This is a genomic window from Citrobacter sp. Cb041, assembly GCF_030336655.1.
Taxonomy (GTDB): Bacteria; Pseudomonadota; Gammaproteobacteria; order Enterobacterales; family Enterobacteriaceae; genus Citrobacter; species Citrobacter braakii.
In genome coordinates this window covers 279,597-302,781 of sequence record NZ_JAOWDD010000036.1, presented here as the reverse complement: position 1 = coordinate 302,781, position 23,185 = coordinate 279,597, and the positions used below count along the sequence as shown (strand labels likewise).

At 51.6% G+C, this 23,185-nt stretch carries 19 protein-coding genes and 1 riboswitch; of the genes, 11 read left to right on the top strand and 8 right to left on the bottom strand.

What is annotated here, in order from left to right; genetic code table 11:
* Positions 1-25: 25 nt before the first annotated feature.
* The 3 genes from OGV52_RS10120 to OGV52_RS10110 are packed head-to-tail and all read right to left on the bottom strand — an operon-like array spanning position 26 to position 4,961.
* A complete protein-coding gene (locus tag OGV52_RS10120; protein WP_153689930.1) occupies positions 26-1,150 on the bottom strand; it encodes an ABC transporter permease in 1,125 nt (374 codons plus the stop codon).
* Complete coding sequence (gene rbbA, locus OGV52_RS10115) at positions 1,150-3,897, bottom strand: ribosome-associated ATPase/putative transporter RbbA (RefSeq protein WP_287108450.1); 2,748 nt, start codon at positions 3,895-3,897, stop codon at positions 1,150-1,152. Before rbbA ends, OGV52_RS10120 begins: the two co-directional genes overlap by 1 nt.
* A complete protein-coding gene (locus OGV52_RS10110) occupies positions 3,894-4,961 on the bottom strand; it encodes an HlyD family secretion protein (RefSeq protein ID WP_200108449.1) in 1,068 nt (355 codons plus the stop codon). Before OGV52_RS10110 ends, rbbA begins: the two co-directional genes overlap by 4 nt.
* A 411-nt stretch (positions 4,962-5,372) precedes the next feature.
* Positions 5,373-5,556: riboswitch (M-box (ykoK) riboswitch) on the top strand.
* Between the two features lie 55 nt (positions 5,557-5,611).
* Between OGV52_RS10110 and OGV52_RS10105 the strand changes: the two genes are divergently transcribed.
* Positions 5,612-6,625, top strand: coding sequence for a magnesium transporter (locus tag OGV52_RS10105; protein ID WP_016154873.1), 1,014 nt, complete (start codon positions 5,612-5,614; stop codon positions 6,623-6,625).
* A gap of 38 nt (positions 6,626-6,663) precedes the next feature.
* Here the strand turns inward: OGV52_RS10105 and OGV52_RS10100 are convergent, their stop codons facing one another.
* Positions 6,664-7,857: a BaiN/RdsA family NAD(P)/FAD-dependent oxidoreductase gene (locus OGV52_RS10100; RefSeq protein ID WP_287108449.1), complete on the bottom strand. Its 1,194-nt coding sequence runs from the start codon at positions 7,855-7,857 to the stop codon at positions 6,664-6,666.
* A gap of 229 nt (positions 7,858-8,086) precedes the next feature.
* Here OGV52_RS10100 and pitA point away from each other — a divergent pair, with 229 nt between their 5' ends.
* A complete protein-coding gene (pitA, locus tag OGV52_RS10095; RefSeq protein ID WP_016154875.1) occupies positions 8,087-9,586 on the top strand; it encodes an inorganic phosphate transporter PitA in 1,500 nt (499 codons plus the stop codon).
* A gap of 64 nt (positions 9,587-9,650) precedes the next feature.
* On the opposite strand, the gene uspB is transcribed toward pitA, so the two are convergent.
* Positions 9,651-9,986, bottom strand: coding sequence for a universal stress protein UspB (uspB, locus tag OGV52_RS10090; protein WP_003023371.1), 336 nt, complete (start codon positions 9,984-9,986; stop codon positions 9,651-9,653).
* A gap of 393 nt (positions 9,987-10,379) precedes the next feature.
* On the opposite strand from uspB, the gene uspA reads away from it, so the two are divergent.
* Together uspA and dtpB are read left to right on the top strand one after the other, a co-directional pair.
* On the top strand, positions 10,380-10,817 hold the full coding sequence (gene uspA / locus OGV52_RS10085; protein ID WP_003023368.1) for a universal stress protein UspA: 438 nt from the start codon (positions 10,380-10,382) through the stop codon (positions 10,815-10,817).
* A gap of 280 nt (positions 10,818-11,097) precedes the next feature.
* Complete coding sequence (gene dtpB, locus OGV52_RS10080; protein ID WP_016157689.1) at positions 11,098-12,570, top strand: dipeptide/tripeptide permease DtpB; 1,473 nt, start codon at positions 11,098-11,100, stop codon at positions 12,568-12,570.
* Positions 12,571-12,770: 200 nt separating this feature from the next.
* Here dtpB and OGV52_RS10075 read toward each other — a convergent pair whose 3' ends face one another.
* A complete protein-coding gene (locus OGV52_RS10075; protein WP_016154877.1) occupies positions 12,771-13,274 on the bottom strand; it encodes an RrF2 family transcriptional regulator in 504 nt (167 codons plus the stop codon).
* A 232-nt stretch (positions 13,275-13,506) separates the two neighbouring features.
* Between OGV52_RS10075 and OGV52_RS10070 the strand changes: the two genes are divergently transcribed.
* From OGV52_RS10070 to OGV52_RS10040, 7 genes are all read left to right on the top strand, one after another.
* Positions 13,507-14,706 (top strand): NAD(P)/FAD-dependent oxidoreductase, encoded by a 1,200-nt coding sequence (locus OGV52_RS10070; protein WP_287108448.1) that lies wholly within the window; start codon positions 13,507-13,509, stop codon positions 14,704-14,706.
* Between the two features lie 451 nt (positions 14,707-15,157).
* On the top strand, positions 15,158-15,967 hold the full coding sequence (locus OGV52_RS10065) for a sorbitol-6-phosphate dehydrogenase subunit (protein WP_016157691.1): 810 nt from the start codon (positions 15,158-15,160) through the stop codon (positions 15,965-15,967).
* 30 nt (positions 15,968-15,997) lie between these two features.
* Positions 15,998-17,446 carry a PTS transporter subunit EIIC gene (locus OGV52_RS10060; protein ID WP_016157692.1) on the top strand — a complete coding sequence of 483 codons (1,449 nt, stop codon included), beginning with the start codon at positions 15,998-16,000 and terminating at the stop codon, positions 17,444-17,446.
* Positions 17,443-17,871: a PTS mannitol transporter subunit IIA gene (locus OGV52_RS10055; RefSeq protein ID WP_047501384.1), complete on the top strand. Its 429-nt coding sequence runs from the start codon at positions 17,443-17,445 to the stop codon at positions 17,869-17,871. The genes OGV52_RS10060 and OGV52_RS10055 overlap by 4 nt, the downstream gene beginning before the upstream one ends.
* A gap of 39 nt (positions 17,872-17,910) precedes the next feature.
* Positions 17,911-18,609, top strand: coding sequence for a DeoR/GlpR family DNA-binding transcription regulator (locus tag OGV52_RS10050; RefSeq protein ID WP_049283126.1), 699 nt, complete (start codon positions 17,911-17,913; stop codon positions 18,607-18,609).
* Positions 18,610-18,626: 17 nt separating this feature from the next.
* Positions 18,627-19,799 carry a mannitol dehydrogenase family protein gene (locus tag OGV52_RS10045; protein WP_019078100.1) on the top strand — a complete coding sequence of 391 codons (1,173 nt, stop codon included), beginning with the start codon at positions 18,627-18,629 and terminating at the stop codon, positions 19,797-19,799.
* Between the two features lie 2 nt (positions 19,800-19,801).
* The gene (locus OGV52_RS10040; RefSeq protein WP_029139725.1) at positions 19,802-20,089 is read left to right on the top strand and encodes an HPr family phosphocarrier protein; all 288 of its coding nucleotides are present in this window, start codon (positions 19,802-19,804) and stop codon (positions 20,087-20,089) included.
* A 98-nt stretch (positions 20,090-20,187) separates the two neighbouring features.
* Here OGV52_RS10040 and rsmJ read toward each other — a convergent pair whose 3' ends face one another.
* Both rsmJ and prlC read right to left on the bottom strand, forming a co-directional pair.
* Positions 20,188-20,940 (bottom strand): 16S rRNA (guanine(1516)-N(2))-methyltransferase RsmJ, encoded by a 753-nt coding sequence (gene rsmJ / locus OGV52_RS10035; protein WP_200080292.1) that lies wholly within the window; start codon positions 20,938-20,940, stop codon positions 20,188-20,190.
* A gap of 8 nt (positions 20,941-20,948) precedes the next feature.
* Positions 20,949-22,991 (bottom strand): oligopeptidase A, encoded by a 2,043-nt coding sequence (prlC, locus tag OGV52_RS10030; RefSeq protein ID WP_287108447.1) that lies wholly within the window; start codon positions 22,989-22,991, stop codon positions 20,949-20,951.
* Between the last annotated feature and the right edge of the window lie 194 nt (positions 22,992-23,185).

Here is a 23,185-nt window from a genome sequence, read left to right as displayed (position 1 = left end):
CGCAGCCGCCACCCGGCAATAATATTTACGCCATCGTGCCAATCGTCTTTCTGAAACGCAGCAGCGCTATCAGGAAGAACGTACTGCCAATCGCCAGCAGCGTCAGGAACTGCGGCCAGACAATGTTAAACCCTGCGCCGCGGTAAAGAATCGCCTGCGCAAGGCTAACAAAATGGGTAGTCGGCATCGTCAGCATAATGTCCTGCACCGCCTGCGGCATGCTTTCACGCGGTGTAGAGCCGCCGGAGAGCATCTGTAACGGCAGTAGTACCAGAATCATCAGTAGCCCCAGTTGTGGCATGGAGCGCGCCAGCGTGCCCATAAAAATGCCGATTGACGTGGTGGCGAACAGGCTCAGCGCCACTCCCAGCATAAACAGCGGTATCGAGCCTTCAATCGGTACGCCAAGCACCCCTTTTACCATCAGCATCAGCGACAGACCGGAAACCACCAGCACCACCAGCCCCATCGACCAGATTTTTGCCATCATGATTTCAAACGGCGTCACCGGCATCACCAGCAGGTGCTCAATGGTCCCATGTTCACGCTCGCGAATCAGCGCCGACCCGGTAAGCACAATCGCCAGCATGGTGATGTTGTTGATAATCGCCATCACCGCGCCAAAGCGGGCGGGTTCCAGATTAGGGTTAAAGCGCATACGCATTTCCAGCGCCACCGGCAGCTCGCTGTTATCGCGGAAACGCGACACAAAGCTGTTCACCTCGCCACTGATGATATTCTGGATATAGCTGTTGCCGGTAAAGGCCTGGCTCATCCGCGTGGCATCGACGTTAACCTGAATATCCGGCTGCCGCCCGGCCAGTACATCGCGCTGAAAATCAGGCGGAATGTTCACAGCGAAGGTATAGCGCCCGGCATCCAGCCCGGCATCCATCTCATCGGCGGTAATCATCTCCGGCGGTAAAAACCACGGACGATAAAAACTGTTCACAATGCGATTCGACAACTGTGACTGGTCCATATCGGCAATGGCAATCGGCGCCAGGTGCAGCGACCCAGGCAGAACGGTCGCGGAAGAGTAAACCGAGACCGTGAAGGCGAAGACGATCAGCGTCAGCATCGCTTTGTCACCCAGCAGGCTGCGTAACTCTTTGATGCCGAGGTTATAAATATTCCGTAATCGGCGCATCACCCCTCCTGTTTTTTCAGCAGCAATACGCTCAGACCAATGACCACTGGAATGGCTACCGCCAGTGGAATAAACAGCGGCCAGAGATCGGTCAGATCCAGCGCTTTAGAGAACGTCCCGCGCGCGATGGTCAGAAAATGGCTGGTCGGGTAAATTTCGCCAATCCACCGTCCCGGCCCTTCCAGCGAGGCGACCGGGTCGATCATCCCGGAAAACTGCGTCGCCGGGATCAGCGTAATAATCGCCGTACCAAAAATGGCGGCGATCTGACTTTTCATAAACGTGGAAATTAACAATCCCAGCCCGGTGGCAATGGTGACGTACAGCAGCGCGGCCAGCGTCAGGGTCACAAAACTCCCCTTATGCGGGACGCCGAATACAAACACCGACAGCGCGCACAGCAGCAGGAAGTTCAGCATGCCCAGCACGATGTAAGGCAACTGTTTGCCGAGTAAAAACTCGCTGCGGGTAGTGGGCGTCACGTACAAGTTGATAATCGACCCCAGCTCTTTCTCACGCACCACGCTCAGAGCGCTGAGCATGGAGGGGATCATCATCAACAGCAGCGGGATCACCGCCGGAACAATCGCTGGCAGGCTTTTCACATCCGGGTTGTAACGATAGCGAGTTTCAATGGTCATCAGTCCGTTTTGCCCGCTGGTATTTGGCTGACGCGCCATCACATCCTGCAGCCAGGTCTGGTGCATCGCCTGCACGTAGCCTCTGACCGTTTCCGCACGGCTCGGCATTGCGCCATCGACCCAGACGCCAATCTTCACCGGCGTTCCACGCGCGATATCGCGGCCAAAATTTGGCGGGATCTCTATGGCTACCGCGACTTCGCCCGAGCGCATCCGTTTGTCCAGCTCGTCATAACTGGTGAGCGGCGGCTGCTCGATAAAATAGCGCGATCCCGCCAGATTCAGCGTCCACGCCTGGCTGCTGACTGTCTGGTCACGATCGAGCACCGAAAAACGCAGGTTTTCCACATCCATGCTGATGCCGTAGCCCATGATCAGCATCAGGATCACCGTGCCCATCAGCGCCAGCGTTGAACGTACCGGGTCACGTCGCAGCTCCAGCGCTTCGCGGCGGCTGTAGCTGAACAAGCGCCGCAGGCTAAATCCCTGGTGCGGCGGCTGACTGTTTTCATGCACTGCCGGGACATTGGCTGGCGGTAACTGAGCCTCCGGCGCCGGACCAGCCGCTTCCTGTAACCAAGAGATAAACGCCTCTTCCAGACTGGCGGCACCACGCTGTTTCACCAGCTCCTGCGGCGTACCGCTGGCCAGGACTTTTCCGGCGTGCATCAGCGACATACGGTCGCAGCGCTCCGCTTCGTTCATAAAATGGGTGGAGATAAAAATGGTCACTTTATCCTGACGCGACAGATCGACCATCAGTTGCCAGAACATGTCTCTCGCCACCGGATCGACCCCGGAGGTTGGTTCATCGAGAATGAGCATCTCCGGGCGATGGATCACCGCCACCGCCAGCGACAGGCGTTGACGGATCCCCAACGGCAGCGCGCCGGGCAACGCGTCTTCGACATCGGTCAGCGAAAAGCGCTGACTCATCTCTTGTACCCGCCCCGGGATTTCTGCTTCGGGGATATGGAACAACCGCGCGTGTAGCTCGAGGTTTTGCCGTACGGTCAGCTCGCTGTAGAGCGAAAACGCCTGCGACATATAGCCTACCCGGCGACGGGTATCGATATTCTTCGGGTCAACCGCTTGCCCAAACAGCCACGCCTCACCTTCACTTGCGGGTAGCAGCCCGGTGAGCATTTTCATGGTGGTGGATTTACCGCAGCCGTTGGAGCCGAGAAAACCGAAGATTTCCCCGCGCGGAATACGAAAGTTAACGTGGTCAACGGCCACGAACTTGCCGAAGCGCATGGTCAGATCTTTCGCCTCGATGGCAATCTCTTCCTGCTCAGCGTGATACGGCGGGATCACCACTGGCTTATGCGCCTGACGCTGGGCTTCGGGTAACAGCGCGATAAACGCCTGCTCCAGCGTGTCGGAGTTGGTTTTTTCGCGTAGCTGCTGCGCGCTCCCGGTGGCCAGCACCTCCCCGGCGTTCATCGCCACCAGCCAGTCAAAGCGCTCGGCTTCTTCCATGTAGGCGGTCGCAACCAGCACGCTCATGTTGGTCTGCCGCTGGCGAATGCTGTTAATCAGATCCCAGAACTGGGCGCGGGACAGCGGGTCGACCCCGGTGGTAGGTTCATCGAGAATTAACAGTTCCGGGTCATGGATCAACGCGCAGCACAGCCCCAGCTTTTGCTTCATCCCACCCGAGAGTTTCCCGGCCGGACGATCGCGAAACGGCGCCAGTCCGGTGCTGTTCAGCAGCTCGGTAATCCGCGCTTCGCGCTCCGCTTTGTCATGGCCAAACAGCCGGGCAAAGAAATCGACGTTCTCATACACCGACAGCGTGTGGTACAGGTTTTTCCCCAGCCCCTGCGGCATCCAGGCAATGCGCGGGCAGACATCCCGGCGATGTTTCGGGTCGCGCATATCGCCGCCCAGCACCATCACGTTACCGTGTTCAATGACACGCGCGCCGGAGATGAGCGACAGCAGGCTTGATTTTCCGACGCCATCCGGGCCAATCAGCCCCACCATACAGCGGGCGGGGATATCCAGCGTGATATTGTTCAGCGCTACCGTTTTCCCGTAATGCTGACTCACGCCGTCAAGGTGCGCCACGGGAGGAACGGGAACCAGCGCCAGATGCGTCATTGCGGCAACCTCACCATCAGGTCGTCAGGCCAGGCTCGATTTTCATCGATACGCACCCACGCCATGCCCGGCAGACCGGTTTTCACGTACTCGAGATGCTGCTGCAACAGCTCTGGCGGGATACGCGCTTTAACGCGGAACATCAGCTTCAGCCGCTCATCGCTGGTTTCGACCGTTTTCGGTGTGAACTGCGCGACGCTTGCCACAAAGCTGATGGTCGCCGGAACACGCAGATCCGGTGCGGCATCCAGCACCAGGCGCGCTTCGCCGCCAATCTTCAGTAAGCCAGCCTGTTCGGTAGGCAAGAAGAACGTCATGTAGACATCGCTGAGATCGACCATATTCAGGACGCGCCCACCCGCAGAAAGCACCTCACCCGGTTCAGCAACGCGGTACTGCACGCGACCATCGCGCGGGGCTTTCAGCTCACTGTCATCAATATCAGCCGCAATACGACGTTCGGTGGCCTGCGCGGCTTCTACGCGGGTTTGCGCCTGAATGATGCTGGTGCGAGCGGCTTCAATTGCGGCTTTTGCCGCTGAGACCTGCGCCTTTGCGGATTCCAGCGCGGCGCGTGCGCTTTCTGCCGCAGCCCGATCGTCATCCAGTTGTTGCTCAGACACGGCCCCACGCTGGGATAGCGAACGGGAACGCACGTGGCGTTTAGAAACCGACTGCAGCTCCGCCTCGCGCTGTTTTACTACCGACTGCGCGGCGCGCATTTCACTTTGCCGCTGTTCCAGCAGCGCTCGCGCCGCCGCCACCGCGCTTTCGGCCTCTTTGATTTGCGCGATCGCTTCCAGCCGCTGCTCCTGCAGCACGCGAGTATCCATTTTCGCCAACACCTCGCCCTGACGAACGAACTGCCCTTCCGACACAAGGATCGTGTCAATTCGCCCGGCAATCTTGGTAGCAATATCCACTTCGGTGGCTTCAATTCTGCCGTTGCTGGCTGCGAACCCCTCCGGTATTCCGGCAGGGCGGAGCATCCACCATGCTATCGCGGCCACCACGACCAGGATGCCCGCCCCCCACCACATCACATGAAGCTTAAACTTATCCATATTCGACCCGCCGTAATCCCTGTTATCAAACGATGCGTGTCACAAAGCCCACTGAATAGCTATTCAGCGGGAGATTCCATCCGGGATGAGAAGGAATAAGAAACCATGGCCAGAGAGCGGACAGGCGTTAAGGCAACCTGCGCCGCGCAGGAAGTGAATGACGAAAATGCTGTGAAATCGGGTAGTAATGTTGTCATCATCAGCGTTCCTGGCCGGAAATGAAACACGCATACTCATAACTGCTGTCTATTGAATACTAACACCTGGATTCAATATGTCTATTCGGTTGTAGTTTCCACTTCAGCCCTATCGCGCTCTGGCACAGGGAATATTTCGTATATCAACGATTGATAAACATTCACAACTATAAACATAATCAATAATTAGACATCGCTATAATAGTGGCTCATTTACCGATCTCGTTATGGCGAGGCTCCTGTACAAATACAAGTTACCGCCCTGCTGGTATCGAGAGAGGCCACTCAGGGAAATACAGGCATCCATCGAATCAAGGTGTTGCCAAGGTAACTTCTGACGATTTCACCATCGGGCAGATACGTTGTTCAGTGCTAAAACCAGGACGTAGGGATCCGCCTGCGCTAACCCTGTCTTGTTCGCCCCTATGAGAGATTTTTATAGGGAATTACACCATGTCATCTATGCCACTCTGCGCCGCCCATCATCCTATGCCGGATTTCAATGGCGATGCTATCGCGCAATATATGCGCACCGATTTTATTACCCTGCCGGATCATCTCAGCGTGAACGGCGCTCGTGAATACTTTGTCTCCCAGCTCACAACGGATGATATTCCAGGCCAGGTCTTTGTTGTAGCTGGAAAAGCGCTGCGCGGGGTGTTATCCATCAAGCGCTTATTGCAGGAAAAAGATACATCGTTGAACATCAACCATCTTACGGACAGTTGTTTATTTCATGTAAAGCCAGATGATGAACGGGCACAGGTCGTTGCCGAGTTAGCCGAACGCGAACTCGATCTGGTGGCTGTCGTTGAGAAAGGTGAGCTGGTCGGTTGTCTGATGGAAAAAGAGATCGCTCATCTACAGGAAGATGATGTTACCGAAGATGTTCAGCTTCAGGGGGCAACGTTGCCGCTGGAAAAACCCTACCTGGAGATTAGCCCGTGGACATTGTGGAAAAAACGTTCTGTCTGGCTCCTGCTACTTTTTGTCGCAGAAGCCTATACCAGCAGCGTTCTTCAACATTTTGAAGAGGCGCTGGAATCTGCTATTGCACTGGCCTTTTTTATTCCACTATTAATTGGTACTGGCGGCAACAGCGGTACGCAGATCACCTCAACGCTGGTACGTTCAATGGCGCTGGGAGAAGTGCGGCTGCGCGATATGGGTCGGGTGATCCGCAAAGAAGTTTCAACTTCGCTGCTGATCGCCCTGACGCTGGGTCTGGCGGGCTGCTTGCGCGCGTGGATGATGGGTATCGGAGTGGAAATCACGCTAATCGTCAGCCTGACGCTGGTTTGCATTACGTTGTGGAGCGCCGTGGTGTCATCAGTGATCCCCATGGTGCTCAAGCGTATCGGCATTGATCCCGCCGTGGTTTCCGCCCCGTTTATCGCCACGCTTATCGACGGTACTGGGTTGATTATCTACTTTAAAATCGCCCAGTATTTTCTTGGTCTGAACTAATGATAACGCCCGGCAGCCCAGGTTGTCGGGCACCACGGTCAGGCAGGTGTCAAATCCTGCGCGCATGCCCAGGCGCTCGACCACGCCCACTGGAAGTTATAGCCACCCAGCCAACCGGTGACGTCCATGACTTCGCCGATAAAGTAGAGTCCCGGCACTTTGCGAGCTTCCATCGTGCGCGATGACAGCTCGTTGGTATCGACGCCGCCCAACGTGACTTCAGCGGTACGATACCCTTCCGTACCGTTCGGCTGCACCCGCCACTCGGTCAGCGTCTCAACCAGCGTTTGCTGATCGCGCACATTAAGCTGCTTCAGCGAGACATCCGGGATTTGCCCTAACTGCTGTAAGCATTCCACCAGACGCTTTGGCAACTGCATTGCCAGGGTGTTCTTTAAGCTTTGATTAGGGTGTGCGCTACGTTGGTCATCGAGGAAGCTTGCGAGGTCAACATCCGGCAACAAATTAATGCTGACAAATTCACCTGGCTGCCAAAAACTGGAAATCTGCAGCACGGCCGGACCAGAAAGCCCGCGGTGCGTAAAGAGCAGGTTTTCACGAAATACGGTGCCGTCCTCGGCGGTGATAACGGAAGAAACGGATACGCCAGAGAGCACCTGAAGCTGCTCCAGTAGCGGCTTATGTAAGGTGAAAGGCACCAGACCTGCGCGCGTAGGCAAAACGTTCAGGCCGAACTGTTCCGCAATTTTATAACCAAACGGCGTCGCGCCCAGACCCGGCATAGAGAGACCACCGGAGGCAATAACCAGCTTTTTCGTGCCGACACTCATCCCATTCAATTCCAGGATAAAATTGTCACCATCTCGCTCAACGCTCAGGATTTCGCTACGTAACCGCATAGTTACGTTACCTTTTTCACACTCATCCACCAGCATATCGACTATTTGCTGGGCGGAATCATCGCAGAAAAGCTGGCCTAGCGTTTTTTCATGCCAGGCAATACCGTGCTTACCCACCAGATCGATAAAATCCCACTGTGTATAACGCGCCAGCGCCGATTTGCAAAAATGCGGGTTTTGGCTCAAATACGCAGCCGGCTCGACATAAAGGTTGGTAAAGTTGCAGCGGCCCCCGCCAGACATGAGAATCTTGCGCCCGGGCTTTTTACCATTATCAATTAGCAGTACGCGACTACCTGCTTGTCCTGCCTGCGCGGCACAAAACATACCCGCTGCGCCAGCGCCTATAATAACGGTATCAAACCTTTCCACGTTGCGATCCTCTCTAAAAAGCGGGAGTGAATTGTAAAGATTCCTCAGTGGTCGCACCAGCACCAAACTACCGATAAAGGGTATTTATCTGAAATATATAGGATAATTCTTTAGTGGTGTAAAACAAAGCAGGAGACAAATCAAAAAAACTCTATATTTCACTTTGCCCGCGCCGCCAAAGTCACTGATAATGCGCCGCGTTCATGTCCTCAAAATGGCGTAACGTCCTATGCTACATTTGTTTGCTGGCCTGGATTTACATACCGGGCTTTTACTATTGCTTGCTCTGGCTTTCGTGCTGTTCTACGAAGCAATCAATGGCTTCCATGATACAGCCAATGCTGTCGCAACTGTGATCTATACCCGTGCAATGCGTTCGCAATTGGCGGTGGTCATGGCTGCGGTGTTCAACTTCTTTGGTGTTTTGCTGGGCGGTCTCAGCGTGGCGTATGCCATCGTGCATATGTTACCAACGGATCTGCTGCTTAATATGGGATCGTCACATGGCCTCGCTATGGTGTTCTCCATGTTGCTGGCGGCAATTATCTGGAACCTGGGTACCTGGTACTTTGGTCTGCCTGCATCCAGCTCCCACACGCTGATTGGCGCCATTATCGGTATTGGTTTAACCAATGCGCTGATGAACGGCACCTCGGTGGTGGATGCACTTAACATCCCGAAAGTTATCGGTATTTTTGCCTCGCTTATCATCTCACCCATTGTCGGTCTGGTGGTTGCAGGTGGTCTTATTTTCATTCTGCGCCGCTACTGGAGTGGTACGAAAAAACGTGCCCGTATCCACCTGACGCCGGCAGAACGTGAAAAGAAAGACGGAAAGAAAAAGCCGCCGTTCTGGACGCGTATTGCACTGATCCTCTCCGCTATCGGCGTGGCGTTCTCCCACGGCGCGAACGATGGTCAGAAAGGCATTGGTCTGGTGATGCTAGTGCTGATTGGCGTAGCGCCAGCAGGTTTCGTGGTGAATATGAATGCTTCCGGTTACGAAATTACCCGTACCCGCGATGCAATCAATAACGTCGAAGTCTTCTTCCAGCAGCGCCCTGACCTGCTTAAACAGGCCACAGGCGTAGACCAGCTGATTCCGTCCCCGACGGACGCGGCACCAGCGACACCGACCGAGTTCCATTGCCACCCGGCGAATACCATCAACGCGCTGGAACGTGCGAAAGGTATGCTGGCGAACCTGGAAACCTACGACAAGTTAAGCGTCGAACAGCGTGGTCAGTTGCGCCGTATTATGCTGTGCATCTCTGATACCACCGATAAAGTGGTTAAGCTGCCTGGCGTAAGCGCTGACGATCAGCGTCTGCTGAAGAAACTGAAATCTGACATGCTGAGCACCATTGAGTACGCGCCTATCTGGATCATTATGGCCGTCGCACTGGCGCTGGGTATTGGTACGATGATTGGCTGGCGTCGCGTGGCAACCACTATCGGTGAGAAAATCGGTAAAAAAGGCATGACCTATGCCCAGGGGATGTCGGCGCAGATGACCGCCGCAGTCTCTATCGGTCTTGCCAGCTACACCGGTATGCCCGTTTCCACCACACACGTTCTCTCCTCTTCCGTTGCGGGAACGATGGTTGTTGATGGCGGCGGTTTGCAGCGTAAAACGGTGACCAGCATTCTGATGGCCTGGGTCTTCACCCTGCCAGCAGCAATTCTTCTTTCCGGCGGGCTGTACTGGCTCTCCCTGAAGCTTATCTAAGCGAATGCGCGGTAAAAAAGCGGGTCAGGAAACTGGCCCGCTTTTTTTGTATCTGTCGTTGGAATCAGTGCCAGATAATCAGCGCAACCATGCTGATTAGCACCAGGCCGCATAGCGCGCTGGTGAGAATGAACTGACCGCGAACCCGCTCACAGCGGCGAATAAATTCATCATCATGATGATCGCGGTAACGCTGAGCGTAGATATACCACACCAGACGCATCTGCTTGTTCGGTTGCCCATGCGAGGTAAAAAAGCCCCCTCCATCTACATACTGGTAAAGCAATGGATCGCAACCACGAAGTACCACTAGCAGTGCGCGTAGCGAAGAAAAATAGCGCGCCATATTAACAATGCAAACGACACATAAAGCCCAGAACAATGCAATGGTGCTTATCATACCCCCTCCCCGGCGACCCGCCCACGGAACTCCTTTCCGGGACTACCGCTCCCCGATACCCTGCCAAACCATTCAGTGAAGAGTACTGAAGAAACCGTTCGTATTAGTATCACGCATTCGAACGCCCCTCTAGATAGTGTAGGAGATTAGTTAATTTTTTTGCCAGAAGGTTAATCGCTATCAATGCAATTAACTAAAAAATTTGTTTAACTGCTTGGCAAGCAAGGCGGATTGACGGATTATTCTGGTCGCTATAATGTAAGGATAGTCCTTATATGGTACGTTTTTACGACTGGGCTAGCCCCGCGCACAAGGTTCGCAGGACGCGGATGACGCGGCGGCAGAGAAACGCCAGCAGGCTAGTCATCGACAACTTATGGAAGGAGTAACACTATGGCTTATAAACACATTCTTATCGCGGTTGATCTTTCTCCGGAAAGCAAAGTTCTGGTTGAAAAAGCGGTCTCTATGGCGCGGCCTTACAATGCTAAAGTTTCCCTTATCCACGTTGACGTAAACTATTCCGACCTGTACACCGGCCTTATCGACGTGAATCTGGGCGACATGCAGAAACGCATTTCTGAAGAAACCCACCACGCGTTAACCGAGCTGTCCACCAACGCAGGCTACCCTATCACCGAAACCCTGAGCGGTAGCGGCGACCTGGGTCAGGTTCTGGTTGATGCCATCAAAAAATACGACATGGACCTGGTCGTTTGTGGTCACCACCAGGATTTCTGGAGCAAACTGATGTCCTCCGCGCGCCAACTGATCAACACCGTCCACGTCGACATGTTGATTGTTCCGCTGCGTGACGACGAAGAAGCATAAATGCTTGCCGCCGGGAAATAGCCCGGCCTGCTGCAAGTAGTTAAGCCTGTAAACGCCCGCCTGTGCGGGCGTTTTTGTTTTTATCATTCGGACACAATTAGTACATCAATCCAACAAACAAATCATAATTAGTGTGATCAACTAATTGGATCGAAAACCATCTCTATAATACTCTACTCTAGCGGCTAATAGCCGCAGTCTATAACAAAATAAGACTTTTTCGGCGCGTTTAAGCATACGCGTTCATACTTTTCGGGATGGCTTTGAAAGGCGATGGAATATGAATAAAACTGCACCTACGGGCTTGCTGCAGCAACCTCGTCCGTTCTTCATGATCTTCTTTGTAGAATTATGGGAACGATTTGGCTATTACGGCGTTCAGGGCATCCTGGCGGTATTCTTTGTTAAGCAGCTAGGATTTTCACAGGAACAGGCATTTGTCACCTTTGGTGCCTTTGCTGCGCTGGTCTACGGCCTGATCTCGATCGGCGGCTACGTCGGCGACCACCTGTTAGGCACCAAGCGCACGCTGGTTCTCGGTGCCATTGTGCTGGCAATCGGCTACTTCATGACCGGGATGTCGCTGCTCAAGCCCGATCTGATCTTTATTGCTTTGGGTACCATTGCCGTCGGTAACGGGCTGTTTAAAGCCAACCCGGCAAGCCTGTTGTCAAAATGCTATCCACCAAAAGACGCCCGTCTGGACGGTGCTTTCACCCTGTTTTATATGTCGATTAACATCGGTTCGTTGCTGTCGCTGTCGCTGGCGCCGGTGATTGCCGATAAGTTTGGCTACGCGGTGACCTACAACCTGTGCGGAGCCGGGCTTATCGTCGCGCTGCTGGTCTACTTTGCCTGCCGTGGGATGGTAAAAAATATCGGTTCTGAGCCAGACCATAAGCCGCTGAATTTCCGTAATCTGCTGTACGTGCTGGCCGGTACGGTAGTGATGGTATTTGTCTGCGCCTGGCTGATGCACAACGTGCAGATTGCCAACCTGGTGCTGATCGTCTTGTCGATTGCCGTGACTATCATCTTCTTCCGTCAGGCATTCAAACTGGATAAAACCGGGCGCAACAAGATGTTCGTGGCCTTCATCCTGATGCTGGAAGCGGTTGTGTTCTACGTGCTGTACGCGCAGATGCCGACATCGCTGAACTTCTTTGCTATCAATAACGTGCACCATGAAATTCTCGGTTTCGCCATTAACCCAGTGAGCTTCCAGGCGCTGAACCCGTTCTGGGTGGTGCTGGCAAGTCCGGTATTGGCCGCGATCTATACCCGTCTGGGAAACAAAGGCAAAGACCTGACTATGCCGATGAAATTTACGCTCGGTATGTTCCTGTGCTCGTTGGGCTTCCTGACGGCCGCAGCTGCCGGGATGTGGTTTGCGGATGCGCAGGGGCTGACATCGCCGTGGTTTATCGTGCTGGTATATCTGTTCCAGAGCCTGGGTGAACTGCTGATTAGTGCCCTGGGACTGGCGATGGTCGCCGCTCTCGTGCCGCAGCACCTGATGGGCTTTATTCTCGGGATGTGGTTCCTGACGCAAGCCGCCGCCTTCCTGATGGGCGGGTATGTCGCCACGTTTACTGCCGTACCGGAGAACATCACCGACCCGCTGCAAACTCTGCCGATCTACACCAACGTCTTCAGTAAGATAGGCCTGGTCACCCTAGCTGTCACGGTGGTGATGGCGATTATGGTGCCCTGGCTGAACCGAATGATTAATACGCCAGATAGCAGTAAATAAGCTTTTTTTAACATTAACCGCGAGTCACATCGCGGTTTTTTTTGCCTTTTAAGTCCTGCATTGTAAGAGCGTAGTTTATACAAACAGGTCATCATGCATGGACATGACCATGAACGATATTGCGTTGATTAAGACTTCGGTCTTATCACGCCAGCGGAAAGCGCTTCTCACCGAGGATGAGCACCGGGCATTTTCAATCGCTACCCTTTGCGCGCGTTAATCCACTCCTGAACTTCGACCACAAAAGTGTCCGGCGCTTTGCGGTACATTTTGCGCGCCAAATCCAGAATCGTATGCTGACCGAGCGCTTCTTCCATTCGCTGCTGAGCCATATCCATTACCGAGCGCACACCACAAATGCCTTCACAGGCCCACTCCGGCGGATGCTCCTCAAATACCGCCAGCCGCTGGCGAATTTCACGACACTCAAAGATGCGCTTATCGCCATCAATGGCATTCACCACGTCCAGCACCGTAATGTGTTCAGCAGGTTTAGCCAACTGGAAACCGCCGCCCTTTCCCTCAATGCTGCGCACCAGGCCCGCTTTCGACAAACGGGTGAAAATTTTCGCCAGGTAGTCGTACGGCACGCTTTGCAGCTCGGCAATTTCCCGCACGCTCATATCCCGCGCGTCGCCCTTGCTGTCGACCATACACATCAGGCTATGAATGCCGTACTCAACCCCGGAACTGTAAAATGCCATTCTCTTATCTCAGCCAAAATGAATCTGAGTTAATTGTAGCTTTTTCGTCTCATTCATTCCAGACAGCAGCACAACTCATATTTATATAAAAACTTTAATCATATATTTATCAAATAGATAATCAAACACCCTACGACATCAGGACAAAAAGGATCCTGAGCGCATTGCAATTCTTAACTACGACAAATAAAATCCGAGTAAATTATTCGTAGTCACCAGAGAGAACCCCCCAATGCGTAAACGAATTCTGATCGTGGGCGCCGGCTTTGCCGGTATGTGGGCAGCATTAAGCGCCGCACGACTGGCGGATAAACATCAGCAGGCCATTGATATTACAGTAATTGCACCACAGCCTGAGCTGCGTGTCCGCCCACGCTTTTATGAACGCGCCGTACAAACCCTGGTCGCCCCACTGCAACCCTTGTTTGACGTTACCGGCGTCAACTTCCTGCAAGGTCACGTCGAGCAGATCATCCCGGACTCTAAAGAGGTGAGCTGGAAAGATGCCAACGGAGAAATTCATCTGCGCCGATACGACCGCCTGGTACTCGCCAGCGGGAGTCACGTTAACCGCGACGCCGTTGTCGGTGCAGCCGAGCATGCGTTTGACCTCGACCAGCTCGAGAGCGCCACCGCACTGGAGCAGCACATTACAGACCTGGCATTACAGCCGGAAAGTGAGGCTCGCAATACGGTGGTGGTCTGTGGCGGCGGCTTTACCGGGATTGAGATGGCGCTGGAATTACCTGGTCGTCTGCGTGAGATTCTGGGTGCCGATGCTAAGACCAGAGTGGTCGTAGTTGAGCGCGGTGCTCAGCCTGCCGGGCGCTGGAGCCAGGAATTACGCGACGTGATAATCGAAGCCTCCGCTGAACTGGGCATCGAATGGTTGGTAAATGCAGAAGTAGAAAGCGTGTATGCTGGCGGCGTAACGCTGAAAGATGGGCAGGTTATTGCCTCTCAAACAGTTATCTGGACCGTCGGCGTGCAGGCCAATAGCCTGACAGCACAGATTAACGCCCCGCGCGATCGACAGAGTCGCCTGCATGTGAATGCCAATCTGCAGGTCTTAGGTCATGATGATATCTACGCCACTGGCGATGTGGCCTACGCCGCCACCGATAACAAAGGCAACCATGCGTTAATGACCTGCCAGCACGCTATTTTGTTGGGTAAATTTGCCGGTAATAACGCCGCTGCAAGCCTGCTAGGTGTAGAACCTTCACCGTACCGTCAGGAGATGTACGTCACCTGTCTGGATCTCGGCGCGTGGGGCGCGGTGTATACCGAAGGATGGGATCAGCAGGTCAAACTCACTCGCGCAGAAGCGAAGAAACTGAAAGTATCGATTGTCAGTGAACTGATTTATCCGCCGAAAGCGGAAAGAGCCGTCGCATTTGAGATGGCTGACCCATACGCACCGTTTGTCTAACCTCCAGTAAACATAGTCTTCCTGACGGACAATCACTCTGTCAGGAAGTCGCCAGTGCCATACAACCTCCCCAGCAATGCCCCATCAGTTATATACATGCTTCTTTATCAATTATTCCCCTCAATTTTAATCACGCATAAAGACGCATTAAAAAAGAAAACGCGCAAATAAACGCATTAATGAATCGATTAACAATCGTACACTCCAGAAATGCGATCCTTTACGCAAAACACCAGAAACCAAAGCAACCAACTGAATTAAAAGAATTTAAAATGTATCCTGTGATTAGCATCGCAAAAATCAACGATCTTCGTAGGCAATGCGTTTTTCTGCGCATAGATTATAAACACGCAAAAAACCGCATCAACATGTAAACAATATGCTGCGGGCATCGAATGTCAAATACCCAGGCAGCTGCTGTCAGTCAATCGTGAAAAATGGGAGAACGTAAATGGATCAAGCAACAAAGTGGTTGGATCTTTCCGGTAAAGTCGTGGTCGTGACGGGTGGCAGTATGGGCCTGGGTGAAAAAATGGTTGAGAATCTCTACGCCAACGGTGCAACCGTGGTTTATGCCGATTTATCACCCAATAAAAACTTCAGCCAGTTCGACGACATCATCTTTATCAAATGCGATGTGACCAAAAAAACAGAAGTTGAGCAGCTCACGGCCTCAGTGGTAAAGAGGTTTGGTCATATAGACGGTTTAGTCAACAATGCTGGTGTCAGCCGTCCACGCCTGTTAGTCGATGTATTTAAAGAAAAACCAGAATATGAACTGAGCGAAGATGATTTCGACTTTATGGTCAATGTTAACCAGAAAGCTGTTTTTCTGGTATCGCAGTCCATTGGGCGCCAGATGGTCGAACAAGAATCAGGCGTCATTATCAATATGACTTCTGAAGCTGGTGTTCAGGGTTCACGCGGGCAGAGCTGCTATTCCGCAACGAAAGCCGCCGTTAACGCCTTCACATTTTCATGGGCGAAAGAGTTGGGCCCCCACAATGTGCGCGTTGTTAGCGTTGAGCCAGCCATCAATGTACCAACGCCAATGAACAGCGAAGCCAATTTCCGGGCGCTGGCTTACACACGAGGAACTGATCCAAATCATGTTCATAAAGACTATAAAGGCATTATTCCTCTTGGTCGTCCGGGGAAACTTGAAGAGATTGCCGACCTGATCTCTTTCCTGGTTTCCGATCATTCTTCTTATATCACCGGGTCCGTAATCAATATTACCGGCGGTAAATCGCATCATTAATCACTCATCAATATAAGAATGGAGCCGACCATGGGGAACAGTCGAATTGCCAATAGCCCTGCGTTAGCAAAAATTAGAAAGTTTGGTGGAGTTATGAGCGGCATGGTTATGCCGAATCTGGGAGCGTTTGTGGGATGGGGGTTAATGGCCGCCATCTTTATCCCTAATGGCTGGTTCCCTAATGAAAAATTAGGTGAAATGGTTGGCCCAATCCTGAATTACCTTTTTCCATTACTGATTGGCTATACCGCAGGATATAACATCCACGGTCAACGTGGAGGGGTCATTGCTGCATTCGCGACAATGGGCGTTATTGTCGGGTCCGAAATCACGATGATCAGTGGGGCGATGGTCATGGGGCCACTCTCTTCCTGGCTGTTGAAGAAATTTGACCAAAAAGTGCAGGACAAAATTAAGCCGGGATTTGAAATGTTCGTCAATAATTTCAGTCTCGGAATTATTGGCCTGATATGCGCTATTTTCGCCTATATGACCGTTGGGCCGGTTATCCGCCTGCTGATTGTCATTATCACGTCAGGGGTAAACTGGTGTACCAGCAATAATTTACTCCCTTTACTGTCCGTGTTTATGGCGCCCGCTCAGGTTCTGTTCCTGAATAATGTGGTTAACCACGGCATTCTCGCACCAATTGGTTTCGCCCAGGTTCCCGAACTGGGTAAATCAATCATGTTCCTGGTGGATACCAATAATGGCCCACTGCTCGGAACATTAATGGCGATAGCCCTGTTTGGACGTGGACGCGCGAAGAAAACAGCACCGATGGCGATGTTTATTGCAGGTATAGCGGGGATCGGTGAAGTCTATTTTCCGTTTGTGCTGGCAAATCCATTACTGGTATTCGCCACAATGGGAGGACTTGCCGTCTCCTTATTCTTACAAGTCATCATGGAAGGCGGGTTGATCGGCGTTGCATCTCCAGGCAGTTTAATCGCTATCGCCATGATGACGCCGAAAAGCGCCATCGTTGCCAATCTGGTGTCCATCAGCGCAGGATTTATCGTGTCATGCGCGCTGGGCTGGTTAATACTTAAAATCAGCCCCGGTTCAGAAGATGATGATGAAAGCCCAGTGACTGTCGGCGGGCGTCAGGTTAAATCTGTGGCTGATTTTGTCCCGGGCTTATCCAATACCAGCGTAAAAAAGGTGCAACGTATATTAGTCGCATGTGATTCCGGGATGGGTTCTAGCGCAATGGGCGCTTCTGTTCTACGTAAACGACTACAAGAAGAAGGGCTCGGCTATATTAAGGTTATTAACGATTCAGCAAACCGAGTGGGTAGAGACTACGATATGGTAATTACTTTATCTGGGCTCCTTGAGCGCGCAAAATTAAGCTGTGAAAACACCGATACTGTGTTTATGACCGTTAATAACTTTATTAAGTTGAGTGATTATGACGAAACAGTTGCGTTTATAAAATCGCATAATCATGAAAACCATGAAGAGGTGCCAGCATGAGTGACATCTTTATCCCCGAGAACATTATTCTTAATGCACATGCCAACGATAAATTTGAAGCTATAACCCTTACTGGAAATATTCTGAGAATGAATGGCTATGTGACAGATAAATACGTTCAGAGAATGAAACTCAGAGAGGAGATTGTTTCAACTTATTTAGGCAATGGTTTAGCAATACCACATGGTACGGATGGTTCAGATTGCGAAATCATTAAGTCAGGCATTTCTTTAGTACAGTTTCCTGACGGTATAGACTTTGGTGATGGAAATACTGCCTATATAACCATAGGTATCGCGGGTAAAGAAGGCGAACATATGGACTTGTTAAATAAAATCGCCTTAATTTGCATTGAAGAAAAGAATGTTCAGGCATTACGAACCGCTAATTCCATAGAATATATTTTACAAGTGCTAAACATCTAAGATATACTCATTATTCTCTGAATAAAATGAGTCATTACGATGAAAGCGGCAAGACAAGATATTATTCTTCAAATACTTGAGAAAGAGAAAAAGATTGTTGTCAGTAAATTAAGTGAGCGTCTTAAGGTTTCTGAGGACACCATAAGACGCGACTTAAATGAGCTTGCGAATCAAGGAGTAATTCATCGTGTTCATAGTGGCGCAATACGCGTCGGGCCTGCCATCACTGAGTTTAATATCCGGCAGGATCTGAACACCAGTGAGAAAGTAAAGCTGGCAAAGAAAGCCGTACATTTAATTAAAGAAAATAGCGTCATTTTAATTGACGGAGGAACAACTAACTACGAACTCATAAAGCTAATACCCAAAGATTTAAAATGCACTGTTGTTTCTAATAACATCCCTATTCTGCATTTATTAAGTGATTACAAGAATGTAGAGGTTATAGGATTAGGGGGCAGGCTTTATAAAAACTCTTTGGTTTTAATTGGTGCTGAAACTATTCGTGAATTAAATGCTATTCGCCCGGATATATACTTTATGGGTGTTGCGCATGTTGACAGTGAAGTCGGTGTAACTATTCCCGATCTGGATGAGTGTTATACCAAACAAAAAATGGCTGAAGTCTCAAATGAAGTTGCCATTCTTGTAACCGAAGAAAAACTTGAGACCAGATCTAATTTCGTGGTGTCCTCACTCAAGGATATAAATCATATATTCACGAGCAAGGATATCTAATAATATGAGGAGTTATAATGAAACGCGTATTAATTATAGGCGCTGGCCGCCTTGGTAAAGGCTTTGTGGGCGAAACGTTTGACAATGCTGGCTGGGATATAACATTTCTGGATAAAGACCAAAGAGTTATTGATGAACTGAACCGTGAAAACAAATATACCGTTCAGGTTTTTCGTACTGATGACATCATTTTACACGAAATCACCAACTTTAATGCTTTTTTGACCGATGACAACTATTCTGTCATGAATGACTTTCTTGAGTCTTCTGTCATTATGTGTCCACTTTATCCAGAGGATTTTGCAGAATCCGCTCAGTATCTTGGCAAATGTTTTGAGCATCAATATCATATTGACCCAAACAAAAAAATGTCATTAATTTGCCTGACAAATAAAAATCATATTATTAAAGATATTGAAGGCTGGTACCGTGACGCAATCCCATCTGCTGAAGCGCGTCAATGGTTCGACACCCACGTAGCGATCCGCGACTCAATTGTCAGACGCTCCACCGATGCCAAAACGCACTACGCAACCCAGATAGACAGCACCGCCGTTGCCTCTTTGATCATTCAAACTCCTCTTTATAACGACATCAGTGGTGTGGAATGGCTAGAGCCACGCGAACATCTGGAAATGCTCAAAGACATCAAAGTATTTACCATTAATGGCCCTCACGCTACTACCGCCTGGTATGGACATCTGAAAGGTTACAAAACCATTCCTGATGCCTCAGCCGATCCTCAGGTTTCAGATTTGGCCAATGCGGTACACGATGTCACAATTACTGCGGTAATGACCGAATACCCACAAATCACGCGTGAAGCATTAAAAGATCTGGAGTACTTACCTAAAGCTAAAAACGAACTCCCGGATTCGATTCATCGTGTCGCCTATGATCCTATTCGGAAATTGGCTTATCAGGATCGCTTAATGGGTGTAGTGCAACTTTGTCTTAAACACGACCTCGATTACACCCCCCTCACAAAAGCGATCGCTTGCGGCCTTGCTTATTATGCCGAAGACGATCAAGCCTCTGTCAAACTGCAACAGAAAATGCAACGAATGGGATTGCTGACTACCGCTGCCGAAATCATTGGCTTACCTAAAAATCACCCTGTGACGCTTAATGTTGCACAGCAATATTTAGCGCTGGATGCTGAAAATTTAATTCCAACGACACAGTGTTAATTATGATGCCTGATGCCAATTGCAATGCTCGTTTCATCATAAAAAATGAGCATGGTCTACATGCTCGTCCAGGAGCAAACCTGGTTGCGACATTAAAACCCTTTAAATGTGAAGTTAAGATCGCAAATCTTGCAAGAAGTGATAAATACGTAAATGCAAAGAGTCTAATGGCTCTCATGTCCCTGGGTATAAAAAAAGGCCATGAAGTCAATATCGTATTCCTGGGTGAAGATGCCCAAATTGCATTACAAAAACTTAGCGCCGAAATCGAAAATGGTTTAGGTGAATAAGCTAATATCATTGGCGCTTATTTTTAAATAAGCGCCAACATCCGAAGATTTGGGAGCATTATGATGACCACCACCCATGATCGAGTTAAGTGGAAAGGCTATTCAGGAGTCCCCGCGTAAATATCAAACCGATGCCCTTTCGTAACTACCGCGTTCGGCGTGGCGATATCCGCCAGCGGCGGTGCGTAATCCGGGCGCTTCACTACCACACGTTTAGTGGCTAGCTGACGCGCAGGCTCCAGCAGCCCATCCGCATCCAGGTCCGGTCCCACCAACGACTGAAACACGCGCATCTCTTTTTTTACCAGCGCGCTTTTCTGCTTATGCGGAAACATCGGGTCGAGGTACACCACCTGCGGACGCGGGGTGATATCGGTTAACGCCGTCAGGCTTGAGGCGTGGATCAGTTGTAAACGTTCCTGCAGCCACGGACCGATTTCCGGGTCAGCATACCCTCGCGCCAGGCCATCATCCAACAGAGCCGCCACGACCGGGTTACGTTCCAGCATTCGCACGCGGCAGCCTACTGAGGCCAGCACAAACGCATCGCGCCCCAGCCCTGCAGTCGCATCAACCACATCCGGCAGGTAATCGCCTTTAATGCCAACCGCCTTCGCCACCGCTTCGCCGCGACCACCGCCAAATTTGCGCCGATGGGCCATCGCACCGCCAACGAAATCCACGAAGATACCGCCGAGTTTGGGCTCATCACGTTTACGCAGTTCCAGATGTTCGGGTGTCATCACCAGCGCCATCAGGTTATCTTCATCGTGCGTAAGATCCCAGCGGACGGCAAGAACAGATAAGGCGCCGTCTCCGGCGCCTGTTTCATCTACTAAGCAGATTTTCACGTGAATAATCAGCCTTTAATCCCGTAATGCTCCAGCATTGCATCCAGTTGCGGCTCACGGCCACGGAAGCGCTTGAACAGTTCCATCGGCTCTTCAGAACCACCACGGGTGAGAATGTTATCGAGGAACGATTGTCCGGTTTGACGGTTGAAAATCCCTTCATCTTCAAAGCGAGAGAATGCATCCGCCGCCAGCACGTCGGCCCACAGGTAGCTGTAGTAACCCGCCGCATAGCCACCAGCAAAAATGTGGCTGAAGGCATGCGGGAAGCGGCCCCACGTTGGGCCCGGCACCACGGCGACCTGCTTTTTAATTTCCGCCAGCGTTTCGAGGATTTTCGCCCCTTGCTGTGGGTTAAACTCCGCGTGCAGACGGAAATCAAACAGGCCAAACTCTAGTTGACGCAGAATAAACAGCGCCGCCTGATAGTTTTTCGCCGCCAGCATTTTATCCAGCAGCTCCTTGGGCAGCGGCTCACCGGTCTCAAAGTGACCAGAGATAAATGCCAGCGCTTCGGGCTCCCAGCACCAGTTCTCCATAAACTGGCTCGGCAGTTCGACCGCATCCCACGGCACGCCGTTGATACCTGAAACACCGGCGGTTTCGATACGGGTCAGCATATGGTGCAGACCGTGGCCGAACTCGTGGAACAGGGTGATCACTTCATCGTGGGTAAACAGCGCGGGTTTGCCGTTCACCGGGCGGTTAAAGTTACAGGTCAGGTAGGCAACAGGCTTTTGCAGCGTACCGTCGGCTTTACGCATCTGGCCGACGCAGTCGTCCATCCACGCCCCGCCACGTTTATGTTCACGGGCATACAGGTCAAGATAGAAACTGCCGCGCAGTTCGTTGTTTTCGTCATACAGTTCGAAGAAACGTACTTCCGGGTGCCAGACGTCAACATCAGTGCGCTCTTTAGCGGTAATGCCGTAAATACGTTTAACCACTTCAAACAGGCCGTTAACGGCTTTGTTTTCCGGGAAGTATGGACGCAGCTGCTCGTCGCTGATGCTATAGAGGTGCTGTTTTTGTTTCTCGCTGTAGTAAGCGATATCCCACGGCTGCAGCTCATCGACACCAAATTCTGCTTTCGCGAAGGCGCGCAGTTGAGCCAGCTCTTTCTCACCCTGAGGACGGGCACGTTTCGCCAGGTCGGTAAGGAAGTCGAGTACCTGCTGCGGGTTTTCCGCCATTTTGGTGGACAGAGATTTAAAAGCGTAGCTTTCAAAGCCCAGCAGCTGTGCCAGCTCGTGGCGCAGCGCGAGGATCTCTTCCATTATCGGGCTGTTGTCCCATTTACCAGCGTTTGGCCCCTGGTCAGACGCGCGAGTGGAGTAAGCGCGATACATCTCCTCACGCAGCCCCTGGTTATCACAGTAGGTCATCACCGGCAGGTAGCTTGGGATATCCAGCGTTAACAGGTAGCCTTCCTGCTGTTTAGCATCAGCCTGGGCTTTTGCAGCCGCCAGCGCGCTTTCCGGCATGCCGGAGAGTTCCGCTTCATCAGTCACCAGCTTAGTCCAGCCCATCGTGGCATCGAGGACGTTATTGCTGTAGAGATTGCCCAGCTCAGACAGGCGGGTGGCAATCTCACCATAGCGCAGCTGTTTTTCCTTCGGCAGACCAATACCAGAAAGCTCAAAATCGCGCAGCGCGTTATCGACCGCTTTTTTCTGTGCGGTGTTCAGGGTGGCGTAATGATCGCCGTCACGCAGGTCGCGGTACGCTTTGTACAGACCTTCATGTTGTCCAACCCAGGTGCTGTATTCAGACAGCAGCGGCAGCGTTTGTTCGTAGGCTTCGCGCAATTCCGGGCTGTTTTTCACCGAGTTCAGGTGGCTAACCGGAGAGAAAATACGCCCCAGCACATCGTCAACTTCCGCCAACGGCTGGCAAAGATTTTCCCAGGTGTACGGCGCGCCCTGCGCAACCACTCGCTCAACGTTTTCGCGGCAATTGTTCAGCGCCTTAGTCACGGCAGGCACGACGTGCTCAAGCTGAATTTTAGAAAACGGCGGCAGTTCGAAGGGGGTCAGCAATGGATTGGTCATTAGCGCGGTCCTGTTGAAAAGAGTGAATGAAGCGCGTATCCGGCGCTGTGCATATTAATTTGTACAATGGGGTTAAGTGTAGAGGATTTCAATGCCAGGCGTTGCGCTTTCGCGGCAGTGACGACTTTTCTGTATACTGTGGCGATACGCTTTATTTTCGCCCGATATTGCGCTGTTTTCGGGCCTACGTTTAT

Excerpts from the sequence above, each read along its gene's own strand:
- OGV52_RS10120 (WP_153689930.1), bottom strand. The coding sequence starts at position 1,150 with ATGCGCCGATTACGGAATATTTATAACCTCGGCATCAAAGAGTTACGC.
- rbbA (WP_287108450.1), bottom strand. The coding sequence starts at position 3,897 with ATGACGCATCTGGCGCTGGTTCCCGTTCCTCCCGTGGCGCACCTTGAC.
- OGV52_RS10110 (WP_200108449.1), bottom strand. The coding sequence starts at position 4,961 with ATGGATAAGTTTAAGCTTCATGTGATGTGGTGGGGGGCGGGCATCCTG.
- OGV52_RS10105 (WP_016154873.1), top strand. The coding sequence starts at position 5,612 with ATGTCATCTATGCCACTCTGCGCCGCCCATCATCCTATGCCGGATTTC.
- pitA (WP_016154875.1), top strand. The coding sequence starts at position 8,087 with ATGCTACATTTGTTTGCTGGCCTGGATTTACATACCGGGCTTTTACTA.
- uspB (WP_003023371.1), bottom strand. The coding sequence starts at position 9,986 with ATGATAAGCACCATTGCATTGTTCTGGGCTTTATGTGTCGTTTGCATT.
- uspA (WP_003023368.1), top strand. The coding sequence starts at position 10,380 with ATGGCTTATAAACACATTCTTATCGCGGTTGATCTTTCTCCGGAAAGC.
- dtpB (WP_016157689.1), top strand. The coding sequence starts at position 11,098 with ATGAATAAAACTGCACCTACGGGCTTGCTGCAGCAACCTCGTCCGTTC.
- OGV52_RS10075 (WP_016154877.1), bottom strand. The coding sequence starts at position 13,274 with ATGGCATTTTACAGTTCCGGGGTTGAGTACGGCATTCATAGCCTGATG.
- OGV52_RS10070 (WP_287108448.1), top strand. The coding sequence starts at position 13,507 with ATGCGTAAACGAATTCTGATCGTGGGCGCCGGCTTTGCCGGTATGTGG.
- OGV52_RS10065 (WP_016157691.1), top strand. The coding sequence starts at position 15,158 with ATGGATCAAGCAACAAAGTGGTTGGATCTTTCCGGTAAAGTCGTGGTC.
- OGV52_RS10060 (WP_016157692.1), top strand. The coding sequence starts at position 15,998 with ATGGGGAACAGTCGAATTGCCAATAGCCCTGCGTTAGCAAAAATTAGA.
- OGV52_RS10055 (WP_047501384.1), top strand. The coding sequence starts at position 17,443 with ATGAGTGACATCTTTATCCCCGAGAACATTATTCTTAATGCACATGCC.
- OGV52_RS10050 (WP_049283126.1), top strand. The coding sequence starts at position 17,911 with ATGAAAGCGGCAAGACAAGATATTATTCTTCAAATACTTGAGAAAGAG.
- OGV52_RS10045 (WP_019078100.1), top strand. The coding sequence starts at position 18,627 with ATGAAACGCGTATTAATTATAGGCGCTGGCCGCCTTGGTAAAGGCTTT.
- OGV52_RS10040 (WP_029139725.1), top strand. The coding sequence starts at position 19,802 with ATGATGCCTGATGCCAATTGCAATGCTCGTTTCATCATAAAAAATGAG.
- prlC (WP_287108447.1), bottom strand. The coding sequence starts at position 22,991 with ATGACCAATCCATTGCTGACCCCCTTCGAACTGCCGCCGTTTTCTAAA.